The sequence below is a fragment of the Streptomyces sporangiiformans genome (assembly GCF_005768555.2).
GTDB classification, from domain to species: Bacteria; Actinomycetota; Actinomycetes; order Streptomycetales; family Streptomycetaceae; genus Streptomyces; species Streptomyces sporangiiformans.
The window spans coordinates 50,370-66,746 of record NZ_VCHX02000175.1 but is presented as its reverse complement, the minus strand read 5'-3'; the positions used below and the strand labels follow the sequence as shown (position 1 = coordinate 66,746).

At 70.6% G+C, this 16,377-nt stretch carries 15 protein-coding genes; 10 read left to right on the top strand and 5 right to left on the bottom strand.

From position 1 onward, the window contains the following. Positions 1-151: 151 nt before the first annotated feature. Positions 152-1,537, top strand: a complete 1,386-nt coding sequence (locus FGD71_RS30950; protein WP_119103850.1) for an NADP-dependent succinic semialdehyde dehydrogenase — start codon at positions 152-154, stop codon at positions 1,535-1,537. 25 nt (positions 1,538-1,562) lie between these two features. Further along, positions 1,563-1,802 carry a DUF6213 family protein gene (locus tag FGD71_RS30945; RefSeq protein WP_119103849.1) on the top strand — a complete coding sequence of 80 codons (240 nt, stop codon included), beginning with the start codon at positions 1,563-1,565 and terminating at the stop codon, positions 1,800-1,802. Between the two features lie 47 nt (positions 1,803-1,849). Here FGD71_RS30945 and FGD71_RS30940 read toward each other — a convergent pair whose 3' ends face one another. Both FGD71_RS30940 and FGD71_RS30935 read right to left on the bottom strand, forming a co-directional pair. Continuing rightward, positions 1,850-2,518, bottom strand: a complete 669-nt coding sequence (locus FGD71_RS30940; protein ID WP_119103848.1) for a transcriptional regulator — start codon at positions 2,516-2,518, stop codon at positions 1,850-1,852. A 79-nt stretch (positions 2,519-2,597) separates the two neighbouring features. Next, positions 2,598-3,824, bottom strand: coding sequence for an acyl-CoA dehydrogenase family protein (locus FGD71_RS30935; protein ID WP_119103847.1), 1,227 nt, complete (start codon positions 3,822-3,824; stop codon positions 2,598-2,600). Positions 3,825-3,993: 169 nt separating this feature from the next. Between FGD71_RS30935 and FGD71_RS30930 the strand changes: the two genes are divergently transcribed. Beyond that, positions 3,994-4,638, top strand: coding sequence for a TetR/AcrR family transcriptional regulator (locus tag FGD71_RS30930; protein ID WP_119103846.1), 645 nt, complete (start codon positions 3,994-3,996; stop codon positions 4,636-4,638). Positions 4,639-4,707: 69 nt separating this feature from the next. Here FGD71_RS30930 and def read toward each other — a convergent pair whose 3' ends face one another. Continuing rightward, the gene (gene def, locus FGD71_RS30925; RefSeq protein ID WP_119103845.1) at positions 4,708-5,247 is read right to left on the bottom strand and encodes a peptide deformylase; all 540 of its coding nucleotides are present in this window, start codon (positions 5,245-5,247) and stop codon (positions 4,708-4,710) included. Between the two features lie 143 nt (positions 5,248-5,390). Here def and FGD71_RS30920 point away from each other — a divergent pair, with 143 nt between their 5' ends. From FGD71_RS30920 to FGD71_RS30890, 7 genes are all read left to right on the top strand, one after another. Beyond that, positions 5,391-6,629 (top strand): MurT ligase domain-containing protein, encoded by a 1,239-nt coding sequence (locus FGD71_RS30920; protein ID WP_119103844.1) that lies wholly within the window; start codon positions 5,391-5,393, stop codon positions 6,627-6,629. A gap of 17 nt (positions 6,630-6,646) precedes the next feature. Continuing rightward, on the top strand, positions 6,647-7,375 hold the full coding sequence (locus FGD71_RS30915; RefSeq protein WP_119103843.1) for a type 1 glutamine amidotransferase: 729 nt from the start codon (positions 6,647-6,649) through the stop codon (positions 7,373-7,375). A 176-nt stretch (positions 7,376-7,551) separates the two neighbouring features. Further along, entirely contained in the window at positions 7,552-8,577 is a 1,026-nt protein-coding gene (locus FGD71_RS30910; protein WP_119103842.1) for a 6-phosphofructokinase, read from the top strand. Positions 8,578-8,694: 117 nt separating this feature from the next. Beyond that, a complete protein-coding gene (locus FGD71_RS30905) occupies positions 8,695-9,645 on the top strand; it encodes a cytochrome c oxidase assembly protein (RefSeq protein WP_119103841.1) in 951 nt (316 codons plus the stop codon). 262 nt (positions 9,646-9,907) lie between these two features. Further along, on the top strand, positions 9,908-11,221 hold the full coding sequence (locus tag FGD71_RS30900; protein WP_240436851.1) for a PASTA domain-containing protein: 1,314 nt from the start codon (positions 9,908-9,910) through the stop codon (positions 11,219-11,221). Positions 11,222-11,245: 24 nt separating this feature from the next. Further along, complete coding sequence (locus FGD71_RS30895) at positions 11,246-13,159, top strand: serine/threonine-protein kinase (RefSeq protein ID WP_240436850.1); 1,914 nt, start codon at positions 11,246-11,248, stop codon at positions 13,157-13,159. Positions 13,160-13,172: 13 nt separating this feature from the next. Further along, the gene (locus FGD71_RS30890) at positions 13,173-13,331 is read left to right on the top strand and encodes a hypothetical protein (protein ID WP_119103838.1); all 159 of its coding nucleotides are present in this window, start codon (positions 13,173-13,175) and stop codon (positions 13,329-13,331) included. 42 nt (positions 13,332-13,373) lie between these two features. Here FGD71_RS30890 and FGD71_RS30885 read toward each other — a convergent pair whose 3' ends face one another. Together FGD71_RS30885 and FGD71_RS30880 are read right to left on the bottom strand one after the other, a co-directional pair. Then, positions 13,374-14,612, bottom strand: a complete 1,239-nt coding sequence (locus FGD71_RS30885) for a sensor histidine kinase (RefSeq protein ID WP_119103837.1) — start codon at positions 14,610-14,612, stop codon at positions 13,374-13,376. A 16-nt stretch (positions 14,613-14,628) separates the two neighbouring features. Beyond that, complete coding sequence (locus FGD71_RS30880) at positions 14,629-16,371, bottom strand: sodium/solute symporter (RefSeq protein ID WP_119103836.1); 1,743 nt, start codon at positions 16,369-16,371, stop codon at positions 14,629-14,631. Positions 16,372-16,377 lie beyond the last annotated feature (6 nt).

Below are 16,377 nucleotides of genomic sequence, written 5' to 3'. Positions count from 1 at the left end.
AAACGGCGCTGAGCCGTACCCGGCGAGGCAGGCATACCCGGCGGGGCAGGCGTGCCCGGCGCTCTCGCGGGTACGCGGGCGGCCGTCCGCGTTGCGGCTCGTCCCGCGGCGCGGGAAGGTCGAAGGCACAGCCCGCATCAGGAGGTCGGCCATGCCCATCGCGACGGTGAATCCGGCGAACGGCGAGACGCTCAAGACCTACGACGCCCTGGGCGCCGAGGAGATCGAGCGCAGGCTCGCGGCCGCCGAGACCGCCTTCCGTACGTATCGCACCACCTCGTTCGCCGAGCGCGCACGGCTGCTGCACCGGGCCGCCGACCTGCTGGAGGAGGACCAGCAAGACGTCGCCCGGGTCATGACCACGGAGATGGGCAAGCCGATCAAGCAGGCCCGCGCGGAGGTCGCCAAGTGCGCGAAGGCCATGCGCTGGTACGCCGACCGCGCCGAGGAACTCCTCGCCGACGAGGAATCCGCGCAGTCCGAGGCGAAGGACTCCGGCGCCTCCCGCGTACTCGTCCGCTACCGGCCGCTCGGCCCGGTGCTCGCGGTGATGCCGTGGAACTTCCCGCTCTGGCAGGTGATCCGGTTCGCCGCGCCCGCGCTGATGGCGGGCAACGTGGGGCTGCTGAAGCACGCCTCGAACGTGCCGCAGACGGCCCTCTATCTGGAGGATCTGTTCCACCGGGCGGGCTTCCCGGAAGGCTGCTTCCAGACGCTGCTCATCGGCAGCGGCGAGGTCGAGACTGTCCTGCGCGACGGGCGGGTCAGGGCGGCCACGCTCACCGGCAGCGAACCGGCGGGCCGCGCCGTCGCCTCGGTGGCCGGTGACGAGGTCAAGAAGACGGTCCTGGAACTGGGCGGCAGCGACCCGTACGTGGTGATGCCGTCGGCCGACATCGACCGGGCCGCGAGGACGGCGGTGACGGCCCGTGTGCAGAACACCGGGCAGTCCTGCATCGCCGCCAAGCGGTTCATCGTGCACACGGACGTGTTCGATGCCTTCGCGGAGCGCTTCACGGCGGGCATGGAGGCGCTGAAGGTGGGCGACCCGATGGATGAGGAAACGGAGGTCGGGCCGCTCTCCAGCGAGAGGGGCCGCAGCGACCTGGAGGAACTCGTCGACGACGCGGTGGAGGCCGGCGCGACGGTCCTGTGCGGCGCCGAGCGTCCCGAGGGATCGGGCTGGTACTACGCTCCGACGGTCCTCGCCGACGTGACCCCCGACATGCGCATCCATCGTGAGGAGGCGTTCGGCCCGGTCGCCGCGCTCTACCGCGCCGCCGACCTCGAGGAGGCGATCGCGATCGCCAACGACTCACCGTTCGGGCTGAGTTCCAATGTCTGGACCCGCGACGAGGACGAGGTCGACCGCTTCGCCCGCGATCTGGAGGCGGGCGGCGTCTACGTCAACGGGATGACGGCCTCCCACCCGGCGTTCCCGTTCGGCGGGGTCAAGCGGTCCGGCTACGGCAGGGAGCTGTCGGGGCACGGAATCCGCGAGTTCTGCAACATCACCACCGTATGGCACGGAGCGTGAGCGTTCCGCGGTTACGATCCCCTGTGTGAACCGCGAAGTGACCCTGCCTCTGATCGTTGACAACCGCGGCACGTTGCAGGTGGCGGCCGCCGACGTCAGCAAACTGCTGCGCACGGTCGGCGGGCGGTGGCTGCATCTGGTGGAGGCCGGGCACGAGGGCCTCGACGAGGACACGGTGGCGGCCCTCACCATCGAACTCGCGAAGCTCGCCGACCGCATCGACGTGGCCTGCATCGCGCACAGCAGCGGGACGACCTCCGACTGACGACCTGAGACCAGGGGCCTGTCCGGCCCCGATCCGCCGGACGGGCTCTAACGCTGGTTGAGCTCCCACAGCGTGTGCCAGAACATCGATTCGTAACTCTGCAGCAGGCGTCCGTACCGGTGGACCTCGTCCTCATGGATCCCCCCGGCGTCCAGCCCCGCCTGCACGGCGGCCACCGCCTGCTGCTCCAGGTCGGGCGCGGGCTCGGCGAAGAAGTCGAAGAAGCCGCAGGCCTCGTCGTCGAAGCCGTACTGACGGCGCAGCGCCTCGGCGATCGTGGCGCAGTCGCCGCCCCACGCCGCGAAGTTGGCGCTCAGGGCGAGCACTACGTCGACCGGTTCGCCGTTCAGGGCGAGCCAGGCGACGTAGGCGGGGTAGGCCTGAGCGCCGGCGAGTGGCTCGTACTCCGCCACCCGCGCCTCGTCGGCCCCACAGGCGGCGAGCAGCGGGCCGAGCCGGTCCTGGGCCAGCGCCTCACCCTCCGCCAGCAGGGTGAAGAAGGCGGCGCACTCGGGCACGGCGGCCGACCGCTGCGCGAGATGCAGGAAGGCGCGGCGGTCGGCATCGGTCACATGGCGCTGTTCCATGGCCAGGGCGGCAAGGGTGTCGCGCTGTGCCGCACCCCGGCCGATCAGCGGCAGCAGCCGATTGGCGTGTGGGTCGGGGGCGAGCTTTCCGGTGATGGTCTCCAGCAGTTCCCTGGCTGTCCGCGTCATCGCCGCACTCCTTCGGCTCGGCTGCGCTGCCTTCCCTACTTCTCAGGCTCTCACGGCGCAGCCGACCGCTCAGGGGCCGTCAGCGGATCGGCATTCCCGCGAGGGTGCGGGCGATCACCAGGCGCTGGATCTCGCTCGTGCCTTCGAAAATCGTGTAGATCGCGGCGTCGCGGTGCATGCGCTCGACCGGGTACTCGCGCGTGTAGCCGTTGCCGCCGAGGATCTGGATCGCCTGAGCGGTGACCTTCTTGGCGGTCTCGCTGGCGAAGAGCTTCGACATGGAGCCCTCGGCCGCCGTGAAGGGCTTGCCGTTCACGGCCATCCAGGAGGCGCGCCACACCAGCAGCCGGGCCGCGTCGATCGACGTCCGCATGTCGGCGAGCTGGAAGGCGACGCCCTGGTTGTCGATGATCGGGCGGCCGAACTGCTCGCGCGTCTTGGCGTACTCGAGAGCCTCCTCGTACGCGGCCCGGGCCGTGCCCACCGCCATGGCGCCGACCGCGGGACGGGAGGCCTCGAACGTGGCCATCGCGGCGTTCTTCACGCGCTCACCGCCCGCCTTGGCCCGCTCGCGGGCGCGGGCCAGACGCTGGTCCAGCTTCTCCTTGCCGCCGAGCAGGCAGGAGCCGGGGACCCGGACGTTCTCCAGGACGACCTCGGCGGTGTGCGAGGCGCGGATGCCGTGCTTCTTGAACTTCTGGCCCTGGGACAGACCCGGTGTGTTCGGCGGGACGATGAAGGACGCGTGGCCCTTGGAGCCGAGCTCCGGGTCGACGACGGCGACCACGACGTGGACGTTGGCGATGCCGCCGTTGGTCGCCCAGGTCTTGGTGCCGTTGAGGACCCACTCGTCCTTGGCCTCGTCGTAGACGGCGCGGGTGCGCATGGAGGCGACGTCGGACCCGGCGTCGGGCTCGGAGGAGCAGAAGGCGGCGACCTTGACATCGCCCGCGTCACCGTACATCTGGGGGATCCAGGTGCCGATCTGCTCCTCGGTGCCGTTGGCGAGCACGCCCACCGCGGCGAGACCGGTCCCGACGATCGACAGGGCGATGCCCGCGTCTCCCCAGAACAGCTCCTCCATGGCCATGGGGATGCCGAGGCCGGTGGGGTCGAAGTACTGCTGGGCGTAGAAGTCGAGGGAGTAGATGCCGACCTTCGCGGCCTCCTGGATGACCGGCCAGGGAGTCTCTTCGCGCTCGTCCCATTCGGCGGCCGCGGGACGGATGACCTCGGCGGCGAATCCGTGGAGCCAGTCCCGGACCTCTTTCTGGTCGTCGTTGAGCTCCATGGTGAACTCGGCCATGTCCCCTCCAGCACTGCACTCACATGTTACTTGCGGTAACAGGAGTCTGTTACCGACTGGTAGGAAAAGTCAACTCCCGGTTCCCCCTCGGCTGCCCGTTCGATGCAGAATCACGTCCGGGTGTTACTTTGCGCAGGCGTCACCGAATCAGCACGGGTGGGGAGAGCACATGGACACCACACAGCGGACCGATCAGCAACGGTCCGCCGACCGCCGCCGGCGCGAATTGCTGGAGGCCGCCGACCGGGTGGTGCTCCGCGACGGCCCCGGCGCCTCGATGAACGCCATCGCCGCCGAGGCGGGCATCACCAAGCCCATCCTGTACCGCCACTTCGGTGACAAGGGTGGACTCTACGCCGCCCTCGCCAAGCGGCATACCGACGCCCTGCTCGAAGCGCTGCGGGCCGCGCTCGACGCGCCGGCCGAGCGCCGCGAACGGGTCGAGGCCACGCTCGACACCTACCTCGCGGCCATCGAGGCACGCCCGCAGGTGTACCGCTTCCTGATGCATCCGTCGGAGGGCGGCCCGCAGGGCGACCAGGGCTTCGACATCGGCCTTTACTCCGCTCCCGTGCTACGCCGCATGGGCGAGGAGCTCGGCAAGGTCATCGAGGAGCGAGTCGACCTCGGCCCGGGCAGCCAGCAGCTCGCGCGCGTGTGGGGGCACGGGATCGTCGGCATGATGCACGCCGCCGGAGACTGGTGGCTGGGCGAACGGCCGTGCTCGCGTGCGGAGTTGGTACGGAGTCTGGCGGACCTGCTGTGGGGCCGCCTCGCGGCTGCGGGCGACAGGGTGGGCGGGCCCGGGTTCTGAAGCACCCCAGAAGGGCGCGGATTCTGAAGCACCCCAGAGGGACGCGGGATCGAACCGCACCCCACGGAGCTACCGGCTCCACGAAGCCCGTGCGGCCTGCCGCAGCAGACGTCGTCTGCGCCACCCTGTGAGGTGATCCATGTACAACCGACCCTCCACATGGTCGTACTCGTGCTGCAGGCACCGGGCGAAGAAGCCGGTGCCGTGCACCCGCACCAGCTCACCGTCGACCGTGCGCCCTTCGACCACCGTGTGGTCGTACCGCTCGGTGCCCGCCTCAAGACCCGGCAGCGACAGACACCCCTCCGGACCGCGCAGCACCAGACCGTCCGCCTCGACGAGACGCGGGTTCACCAGGTGACCGACATGGCGCCGGTCCTCGTCGTCCGGACAGTCGTATACGAAGACCCGCAAGGACTCGCCGACTTGGTTCGCGGCCAGGCCGACACCCTGGGCCGCGTACATCGTCGCGAACATGTCCTCGACGAGACGCGCCAGTTGAGGGCCGAAGTCGGTGACCTCCTCACTAGGTGCGCGCAACACGGGGTCGCCCAGGAGGGTCAGGGGCAGCAGACGCCCTCGGGCGCCCGGGATCGAGCCGTGTCGCATGGCCGCAAGGGTACGGTCCTCAATGTCGCGCGGGCGCCTGGGTGGTGCCGCGGTGCGGGCCGGTGAGTGGATCTCGATAGGCTGAGGGTTACACGTTGCCGGGGGCAGGGCGCGGCGCCGTACGCAAGGAGGATCGAGATCTGATGTCAGGCAACTCGGACCCGCTGTCGCCGCGGGCCAAATTGGCCGTGACGGCCGGCAGGGCGGTCGCGGCCGCTTCGCGTGCCGCGGGCCGTGGCAGCGGATCGGTGATCGGCGGCCGGGTGGCGCTCAAACTCGACCCCGACCTGCTGGCGCGGCTCGCCCAGCACTTGGACGTCATTCTGGTGTCGGCCACCAACGGCAAGACCACCACGACGCGGCTGATCGCCGAGGCGCTGCGCGCCGCGGGTCCCGTCGTCTCGAACGCGCTGGGCGCCAACATGCCCGCCGGCATCACCTCCGCGCTCGCCGGGGGCTCGGACGCGCGGTACGCGGTCATCGAGGTCGACGAGAAGTACCTCGCCGGTGTCGCGCGTGACACCGACCCGAAGGCCATCGCGCTCCTCAACCTCTCCCGCGACCAGCTCGACCGCGCAGCCGAGACCCGCATGCTCGCCGAACACTGGCGTGAGGGCCTGGCCGGTTCCAAGTCCGTGGTGATCGCCAACGCGGACGACCCGCTGGTCGTGTGGGCCGCGTCCTCCTCACCGAACGTCGTGTGGGTGGCCGCCGGACAGATGTGGAAGGACGACGCCTGGTCCTGCCCGTCCTGCGGCGGTGTGATGCAGCGGCCCGGCGACGACTGGTACTGCGGCGAGTGCGGCTTCCGCCGTCCGACGCCCAGCTGGGCGCTGTCCGGCGACCACGTCCTGGACCCGCACGGATCCGCCTGGCCGATCCACCTCCAGCTACCGGGCCGCGCCAACAAGGCCAACGCCGCCTCGTCGGCCGCCGTCGCCGCCGTCTTCGGTGTGCCGCCGCAGGTCGCCCTGGAGCGGATGTACCAGGTCCAGGCGGTTGCCGGGCGGTACGACGTCGTGCAGTTCATGCAGCGCGACCTGCGCCTGCTGCTCGCCAAGAACCCCGCGGGCTGGCTGGAGACGTTCTCGCTCATCGACCCGCCCCCGACGCCGGTCATCCTGTCCGTGAACGCGCGCGGCGCCGACGGCACCGACACCTCCTGGCTGTGGGACGTCGACTACACGCGTCTGAGCGGTCACCCGATCTTCGTCATCGGCGACCGGAAGCTGGACCTCGCCGTGCGTCTGGAAGTCGCGAACCAGACCTTCCAGGTCTGCGAGAACCTCGACCAGGCCGTGCAGATCGCGCCGCCCGGACGGATCGAGGTCATCGCCAACTACACCGCGTTCCAGGACCTGCGCCGCCGTGTCGGCAACTGACCACTAAGGACACCTCAATGAGTGACAACAGCCTGCGTCTGGTGTGGATCTACCCCGACCTGCTGAGCACCTACGGCGACCAGGGCAACGCGCTCGTGGTGGAGCGGCGGGCCCGGCAGCGCGGCCTGGACGTGGCCCGGCTCGACGTACGCAGCGACCAGCCGATCCCCACCTCCGGCGACATCTACCTGATCGGCGGCGGCGAGGACCGGCCGCAGCGGCTGGCCGCCGAGCGGCTGCGCCGCGACGGCGGTCTGCACCGGGCGGTCGGCAACGGCGCGATCGTCTTCTCGGTGTGCGCCGGCTACCAGATCCTCGGCCACGAGTTCATCAACGACCTCGGGCAGCGCGAGCCGGGCCTCGGCCTGCTCGACGTGGTCTCCACGCGCGGCGAGGGCGAGCGGTGCGTCGGCGACGTGCTCGGGGACATCGACCCGCGCCTCGGCCTCCCGCCGCTGACGGGCTTCGAGAACCACCAGGGCATCACGCACCTCGGCCCCACCGCGCGCCCGCTCGCGCAGGTCCGGCTCGGCAAGGGCAACGGCACGGGCGACGGCACGGAGGGCGCGTACAACGACACCGTCTTCGGGACGTACATGCACGGGCCCGTACTCGCCCGCAACCCGCTGATCGCGGACCTGCTGCTGAAGCTGGCGCTGGATGTGAACGCCCTGCCGCCGACCGACGACCGGTGGTACGAGGCGCTGCGCGCCGAGCGCATCTCGGCAGCTCAGCAGCCTGCCTGAGATCCGCCTGAGACCTGGCGCACAGCCCGTCTGGCGGCGGGTCCGCTCACGTGTGCGGAGGCGTCCAGCAGGCGGACGCACAGTGCGGACCTGCCCCCTGCCGCCGGTAGGCTGACCGCGTCCAGCCGGACAGCGCGGTCCGGTACCCGGCCCACGTGGAGAAGGTAATTCGGGCTATGCGCATTGGTGTCCTCACGTCCGGCGGCGACTGCCCCGGCCTGAACGCCGTCATCCGGTCCGTCGTCCACCGTGCCGTCGTCGACCACGGCGACGAGGTCATCGGCTTCCGGGACGGCTGGAAAGGCCTGCTGGAATGCGACTACCTCAAGCTCGACCTCGACGCGGTGAGCGGCATCCTCGCTCGCGGCGGCACCATCCTCGGCTCCTCCCGGGTCCAGCCCGCGCATCTGCGTGACGGCGTGGAGCGGGCCAGGGGGCATGTCGAGGAGCTCGGGCTCGACGCGATCATCCCGATCGGCGGCGAGGGCACGCTGAAGGCGGCCCGCCTCCTGTCGGACGGCGGTCTGCCGATCGTCGGTGTGCCGAAGACCATCGACAACGACATCGCCGTGACGGACGTCACCTTCGGCTTCGACACGGCGGTCGGTGTCGCGACCGAGGCCCTTGACCGCCTGAAGACCACCGCCGAGTCCCACCAGCGCGTACTGATCGTGGAGGTCATGGGCCGCCACACCGGCTGGATCGCGCTGCACTCGGGCATGGCTGCCGGAGCGCACGCGATCGTCGTACCGGAACGCCCCTTCGACATCGAGGAGTTGACCGCCAAGGTCGGGACACGCTTCTCGGCGGGCAAGAAGTTCGCGATCGTCGTGGCCGCCGAGGGCGCGAAGCCTCGCGAAGGCACGATGGAGTTCGACGAGGGCGGCAAGGACATCTACGGGCACGAGCGGTTCGCGGGTATCGCCCGGCAGCTCTCCCTGGAGTTGGAGGGGCGCCTCGGCAAGGAGGCCCGTCCGGTGATCCTCGGGCACGTCCAGCGCGGCGGCACCCCGACCGCGTACGACCGCGTCCTCGCCACCCGCTTCGGCTGGCACGCCGTGGAGGCCGTGCACCGGGGCGAGTTCGGCCGGATGACCGCGCTGCGCGGCACCGACATCGTGATGGTGTCGCTGGCGGAGGCGGTCGAGACGCTGAAGACCGTCCCCGACGAGCGGTACGCCGAGGCGGAGTGCGTGCTGTAAATCGTGCGGCAAGTCGTCCTTGAAGAGAACTGCCCCCGGTCGCAACAGTGACCGGGGGCAGTTCTAGTCTGGGTCCGGACAGACAGCGCTCAACCCCCACGAAACAGGAGCCGGCGGATGGATCACAGCGGGCACGGCATGACCATGGATCTGCCGCCGTTCACGCTGGGGCGGGGGCTCGCGTGGTCGGCGGACCCGTTCTTCCTCATCGCCTGCCTGGTGGGCCTCGCCCTGTACGGATGGGGTGTCGTACGGCTCATGCGGCGCGGCGACAAGTGGCCGGTGGGCCGGACGATCGCGTTCGTCGTCGGTGTGCTGAGCGTCCTGCTCGTGATGTGCACCGGGCTCAACGACTACGGCATGGTCATGTTTAGCGTGCACATGGTGCAGCACATGGTGATCAGCATGCTGTCGCCGATCCTGATCCTGCTCGGCGCGCCGATCACGCTCGCGCTGCGCGCGCTGCCGGTGGCGGGCAAGGGGCGCAAGGGGCCGCGTGAGCTGCTGCTCGCGCTGCTGCACAGCCGGTACCTGCGGTTCATCACGCACCCGGCGTTCACGATCCCGCTGTTCATCGCGAGCCTGTACGCGCTGTACTTCACCCCCCTCTTCGACTTCCTGATGGAATCCAAGACGGGCCACATCGCGATGATGTGCCACTTCCTCGCCGTAGGCCTGGTCTTCTTCTGGCCGATCATGGGCGTCGACCCGGGGCCGCGCCGGCCCGGATACCTGCTGAGGATGCTGGAGCTGTTCGCGGGCATGCCGTTCCACGCGTTCTTCGGCATCGCGTTGATGATGGCTTCCGCCCCGATGGTCGAGACGTACAAGAACCCCCCGTCGTCGCTCGGCATCGACGCGCTCGCCGACCAGACGGCGGCGGGCGGCATCGCCTGGGCGTTCAGTGAGATCCCGTCCGTCCTCGTGCTGCTCGCGCTGCTCTTCCAGTGGTACCGCTCCGAACAGCGACAGGCCCGGCGCACGGACCGGGCCGCGGACCGTGACGGGGACAAGGAGCTCGAGGAGTACAACGCCTATCTGGCCTCGCTCAACGCACGCGCGCGCTGAAGGCTGTCACGGCGCTCCCGCTCCTCCCGGTTCTTTTGTCACTTTCAATTCACCTTGGCTGAAAGGCTTTTCCATTCAGTACCATGCAGGGTGAGCCCCGCATCCGCTCTGCGGGGTGACGGGGGAACCGCCGGGGGGAGCGGTCATGACATTCCGCGTGCCCATGTACAGGGCCATCCGATCAACGGTCCGCAGGATCGCGCTTCTACTGGTCGCTTTACTGATCCTCAGTGGCTGCTCGCAATCCGACCGCCTCCTCCTGGTGAAGGCAGTCTCCGCGGGCGTTCCGTCCCTCGATCCTTTCTTCGACGAGAGGAGCGGTCTCGGCCAGGACGCCGAGATCCGTTCCGAGCGGCCGCGGAGCAGCCTGCAGCAGGGCAACAGGCCAGGGCTGTACGGCGGTTCGAGCAAGCCGGGCGTCTGCGACGTCGACCGTCTCAAGGAATTCCTCGCCGATCCCGAGAACCACCGGAAGGCTCAGGAATGGGCGCGGGTCGTCGGAATTTCTCCGGATTCGATCGGGCAGTACCTCGATCGACTCACACCGGTACTCCTGCGTCACGACACCCTCGTGAAGAACCACGACTACAGAAAAGGCAGGGCTGTCGCTTTCCAAGCCCTGCTGGAGGCGGGAATCGCGGTTCTTGTGGACGATCAGGGGATTCCCGCCGTGAAGTGTTCCTGCGGTAATCCGCTGAGCGCCTTCGACGGGGGCACCGAAAAGATCTCGGTGCGGTTCGAGGACGGCAACAAGAAGTGGCCGAGTTTCCACGAGGACGCGATGGTGTCGGTGAAGCCGGCGCCCAGCAGGCTCGACCGGCTCGCGCTCGTGGCCGTGGACGACACGCACCAGGGGATCGTCCGGCCGGTCGGCACCGACGGCTCGCGGGACAAGACCTTCGACACGCGCGAAGAGCGCCGCGTGCCGAACCTGTCGGGGCTGACCGTCGCCGCGGCGGCACAGCGGCTCGCGGACAGCGGGCTGGCGGCGGCCTACCCGGGTGGCGGTCCGCCACCGGACAGCGCCAAGGTGACCGGGTCCCGGCCCGCGGCCGGCAGCGAGCTGACCTGGGGGCAGTACGTGACGCTGTCCGTGGACGCGCACGCCACGGGGGAGCCGAGCACTCCCCCGACCTCCGGGCCGACTCCGCCCACCAAGACGCCGAACGAGAAGCCGAACCAGAAGCCGAACGAGAAACCGAACGAGAAGCCGACGCCGACCGGGAGCCGGTCGCCGACTGAGCCCACGAATACACCCACGTCTCCCACCAAGACGCCGTCGTCTCCCCTGCCGACCGACACGGAGCCCACCAGGTCCTCGCCGCCCCCGTCGACACCGCCTCCGTCGACGGACAGCGAGCCCCCGGCGAGTCCCGATCCGCCTCGTACGAGCTCAGCGCCGCCCACGAGCCGGCCACCCACGAGCGATCCTGCGACCAGCGCACCCGTGACCAGCCCGCCCGTGACAAGCAGCGCGCCCGTCACGAGCAGCGCCCCCGTCCCCAGGGGCCCCGTCTCCAGTGACCCCGTCTCCAGTGACCCCGTCTCCAGTGACCCCGCCCCGAGCACGACCTGATCACCGCACCCAGGGAGCGATCGGATGGCACCAGGAACATCGCAGTCAGGAGTGGGCCGGGTCATCGCGGGCCGCTATCTGCTCCTGAACCGGCTCGGCACCGGCGGAATGGGGCACGTCTGGCTGGCCCACGACCAGCACCTCGCCTGTGAGGTCGCGCTCAAGGAGATCGTGTTCCGGAACCCGGCCGAGGCCGCCCAGGAGCGCGCGGCCAGGGTCGCCCGCGCCCGTGCCGAGGCCCGCCACGCGGCGGGACTGCGCGGCCACCCGCATGTGGTCACCGTGCACGACGTGCTGGAGCACGAGGGCCTGCCGTGGATCGTGATGGAGTACGTCGGGGGCGCGCTCGACCTGCGCGACCTGGTCACGCGGCGGGGTACGCTCGCGCCCGCCGAGTGCGCCCGCATCGGCCTGGCCGTCCTGGACGCGCTGACCGCCGGCCACGAGCGGGGCATCATGCACCGCGACGTGAAGCCCGCCAACATCCTGCTGGCTCCGGACCGCTCGGGAGCCCCTCACGCGCGTGTCCTGCTCACCGACTACGGCATCTCCGTGCAGCCGGACTCCAGCGAGACACGCTGGACGTTGACGTCCGTACTCGTCGGCACGGCCGGATACCTGGCGCCCGAACGGGCCCAGGGCGGGCCGCCGACCGCTGCCGCCGATCTGTTCTCGCTGGGCTGCACGCTCTACTACGGCGTGGAAGGCCGCGGCCCCTTCGACCGCGACACCGAGCTGGCCGCGCTCACCGCGGTCGTCCTGGAGGAGCCCCGCCCGCCGCTGCGCGCGGGCGCGCTCGAACCCCTGCTCGCGGCCATGCTCACGAAGAACCCGGTCCACCGGATCACCGCCGAGGACGCCGAGGCGGCACTCTCCGCAATCGTCACGCCCCAGTCCCATCCGCACACGCGAGTCGACCTGGGATCGCAGCCGCCGTGGGCCCAGGTCGAGACCGAGGCGTCCGCCCTGCCCCCGCCGGGGCCGGGTTTCGGGCCACCGCCGCACGAGCCACAGGCCGGGCGGGTGCAGGCGCCACAGGCCGGGCAGGTCCAGGCGCCGCAGACCGGACAGGTGCACAGGCCGCAAACCGGGCCGGCAGGCAGGCGGCACCACAGGCGCTCGAACGTGCTGCAGTCGGTGACCGCCGGCCTCCTCGGCCTGGCCATCGCCCTCGGCGGTGTCTGGTACGCGATGGGACAGCGGGCGGACGGCGGCACCGGCAGCGGAGGCGGCGCGAAACCGTACGGGGAGACCATCGGGCTCGCCAAGCCGCTCAAGGACGGCGACTGCGTCATCGCCGACTGGTCCGGCGAGCGTTTCGAGGGCACTCCGCGGCTGAAGGTCGAAGACTGCCTCAAAGGACAACCCGACGGCCAGGTCATGGCGGTGGCCGGGGCCGGATCCGCCGACGAGGCGCGCGCGAACGGCCCCGCCCGGTGCGAGGAACGGACCGAGGAGACGCGCAAAAAGCTGGCTGACGTACGCGGCTACGTCGTGCTGCCCACGGACGCGGGCTTCCAGGCCGCCGGGCGGCGCTCCGCCTGTCTCCTCCTGGGCGCGAACGGAGGGGTGTACGGGCCGCTCGGGCAGCACCGCAGGCCGGGACTGACGTTCATCGACACGGCCAATATGCAGAAGCAGGACTGCCTGGACGAACGGTCCGACCGGGACGCCCGGCTGGCCTCCTGCGACGCGCCGCACGACCAGCGGGTGCTCGGCTTCACCCGGCTGGATCCGGACACGACCCTCGAAGAAGCGAAACAGCAATCCCTGGAGGCCTGTGCGGCGGATGTGCCGCCGATCCAGTACGGCTACGACCCGGCCCGCTACGAAACAGCGGCCTGGGCGAGCCGGAGTGCCTGGAAAACAGGCACACATTTCGTGGTATGCACCGTGAAGAGGCAGGACGGGGGCACCATGGAGAGCGACGAACCATGAGGAGGGTGTTGCGATGCCCGGTTCTACGAAAACCATGGGAGCGCTCACAGTGGGAGGCCTGGTGATGGTGACGGCCTACACGGTGGCGCTCGGCAGTAACGGCTGGCTGTGGTTCGGCTGGGTCGTACTCGGTCTGATCACCCTGGGAATGGTGGCGTCGCGCAGCACCTGACGTCCTCCGCTCCTCCTCCCCCGGACAGCCGTCCGGGGGCTCTCATGCGCGCCCTCGGTCGCGGTCCCCTGCACGGGGGCCCGCCGAGTGCACCCCCGGCTGGTATTTCGGCAGCCGGGCGGTGATCTTCATGCCCGCGCCCAGGGCGGTCTCGATGACGAGGCCGTGGTCGTCCCCGTAGACCTGGCGCAGCCGGTGGTCGACGTTCGACAGTCCGATGCCGCCCGACGGGCTGACCTCCCCGGCCAGGATGCGACGCAGCCAGTCGGGGTCCATGCCGGGGCCGTCGTCCTCGATCACGACGAGCGCCTCGGCTCCCGCGTCCTGCGCGGTGATGCTGATGTGGCTCTTGTCGACCTTGCCCGTCCCGCCCGGACCCTCCAGGCCGTGTTTCACGGCGTTCTCCACGAGCGGCTGCAGGCACAGGAAGGGCAGCGTCACCGGGAGTACTTCGGGGGCTATCTGCAGGGTGACCGACAGCCGGTCCCCGAAGCGGGCCCGGACCAGGGCCAAGTAGTGGTCGATGGCGTGCAGCTCATCGGCGAGCGTGGTGAAGTCGCCGTGCCGGCGGAACGAGTAGCGGGTGAAGTCGGCGAACTCCAGGAGGAGTTCGCGCGCACGCTCCGGGTCGGTGCGGACGAACGAGGCGATCACGGCGAGCGAGTTGAAGATGAAGTGCGGCGAGATCTGGGCGCGCAGGGCCTTGATCTCGGCCTCGATCAGCCGGGTACGGGACTGGTCGAGATCGGCGAGCTCCAACTGGACCGAGACCCAGCGGGCGACCTCGCCGGCGGCCCGGACCAGGACGGCGGACTCACGGGGCGCGCAGGCGACGAGCGCCCCGTGCACGCGGTCGTCGACGGTGAGCGGGGCGACGACGGCCCAGCGCAGTGGGCAGTCCGGTTCGACACAGTCGAGGCGGAAGGCCTCGCCGCGGCCGCTCTCCAGTGGGCCGCCGAGCCGGTCCATGATCTGCGTGCGGTGGTGCTCGCCGACGCCCTCCCAGGCCAGGACGGTGTCCTGGTCGGTGAGGCAGAGCGCGTCGGTGCCCAGCAGGGTGCGCAGCCGCCGTGCCGATTTGCGCGCCGTCTCCTCGGTGAGCCCGGCCCGGAGCGGGGGCGCGGCGAGCGAAGCGGTGTGCAGGGTCTCGAAGGTGGCGTGCTCGACGGGGGTGCCGAGGCCGCCGAGGCTCCGCGGGCGCGTGGTGCGCCGGCCGAGCCAGAAGCCGGCCGCCAGCAGCGGAAGTACGGCCACGCAGAACCCGGCCAGGAAACCGCTCATGCCTCGGTCACGAAGCTCATGCCTCAACTTCCTTCGCGCTCACGGCCGTCCGTACCGGCCCGCCGGACAGCTCTTCCGGCAGATGGAAGCGGGCGAGGATCGCGGCCGTACCCGCCGGTACCCGCCCGGGTGTGGCCAGCGACACCAGCACCATGGTGAGGAAGCCCAACGGCACCGACCACAGCGCGGGCCAGGCGAGCAGGGCGTGCAGCGGGCCCGTGCGCGAGAAGCCCGCCATGGTCGCGGCGACCGCGAGCAGCGCCGAGCCGCCGCCGACCAGCATCCCGGCCGCGGCGCCGTGCGGGGTGAGCCGGCGCCACCAGATGCCGAGGACGAGGAGCGGGCAGAACGACGACGCGGACACGGCGAAGGCGAGGCCCACGGCGTCCGCGACAGGCAGTCCGCCCACGAGTCCGCTCGCGACCAGCGGCACGAGCATCGCCAGCACCGTACCGAGCCGGAAGTGCCGTACGCCGCGCGAGGGGAGCACATCCTGGGTGAGCACACCCGCCACCGCCATGGTCAGCCCGGACGCGGTGGACAGGAACGCGGCGAAGGCCCCGCCCGCGACCAGCGCTCCCAGTAGGTCCCCGCCGAGCCCGCCGATCATCCGGTCGGGCAGCAGCAGTACGGCGGCGTCCGCGTCTCCGCTGAGGGTGAGCTCGGGAGCGTACAGGCGCCCCAGGGCGCCGTAGAGCGGTGGCAGCAGATAGAACGCGCCGATCAGGCCGAGTACGACGACGGTGGTGCGGCGGGCGGCGACGCCGTGCGGGCTGGTGTAGAAGCGGACGACCACGTGCGGCAGCCCCATGGTGCCGAGGAAGGTGGCGAGGATCAGTCCGTACGTGGCGTACAGCGGGCGGTCCTCGCGTCCCTCGGCGAGCGAGGTGGACATGCCGCCGTTGCTGCCGCGGTCGGCGGCGGGCACGTGGTCGCCCTTGCTGAAGGCCAGCCGGGTGCCCTGCTGAATGTGGTGCACCCCGGCGGGGAGCCGGACCGGTTCGTCCTCGTACCGCTCGCCGTCCACCGTGCCGGTCGCGGTGACGGTCAGTGGTTCCACGAGCTTCAGGTCGAGGCTGCCGTCGACGCGGACGACACGGTGCTCGCGGAACGTGGCCGGTTCGTCGAAGGCGTGGCGCGGCCCTCCGTCGCCCTGCCAGGCGAGGACCAGGAAGAGCGCGGGGACGAGCAGGGCGGTGAGCTTGAGCCAGTACTGGAAGGCCTGCACGAAGGTGATGCTGCGCATGCCGCCCGCGGCGACGGTCGCGACCACGACGACGGCGACGATGATCCCGCCGAGCGACTTGGAGGCTCCGGTCAGCACGTTCAACGTCAGCCCCGCACCCTGCAACTGGGGCAGCAGGTACAGCCAGCCGACTCCGACGACGAAGGCCCCGGCCAGTCGCCGGACCGCCGGGGAAGCGAGCCGCGCCTCGGCGAAGTCGGGCAGCGTGTAGGCGCCGGAGCGGCGCAGCGGGGCCGCCACGAACAGCAGCAGGACGAGATAGCCCGCGGTGTAGCCGACCGGGTACCAGAGCATGTCGGGGCCCTGGACGAGGACGAGGCCCGCTATGCCGAGGAACGAGGCGGCGGAGAGGTACTCGCCGCTGATGGCGGCCGCGTTCAGCCGGGGCCCGACCGTGCGCGAGGCCACGTAGAAGTCCGAGGTGGTACGTGAGATGCGCAGGCCGAACGCGCCGACGAAGACGGTCGCCACGACGACGAGGGCGACCGCGGGGACGGCGTAGTTCTCGTTCACTGCTCG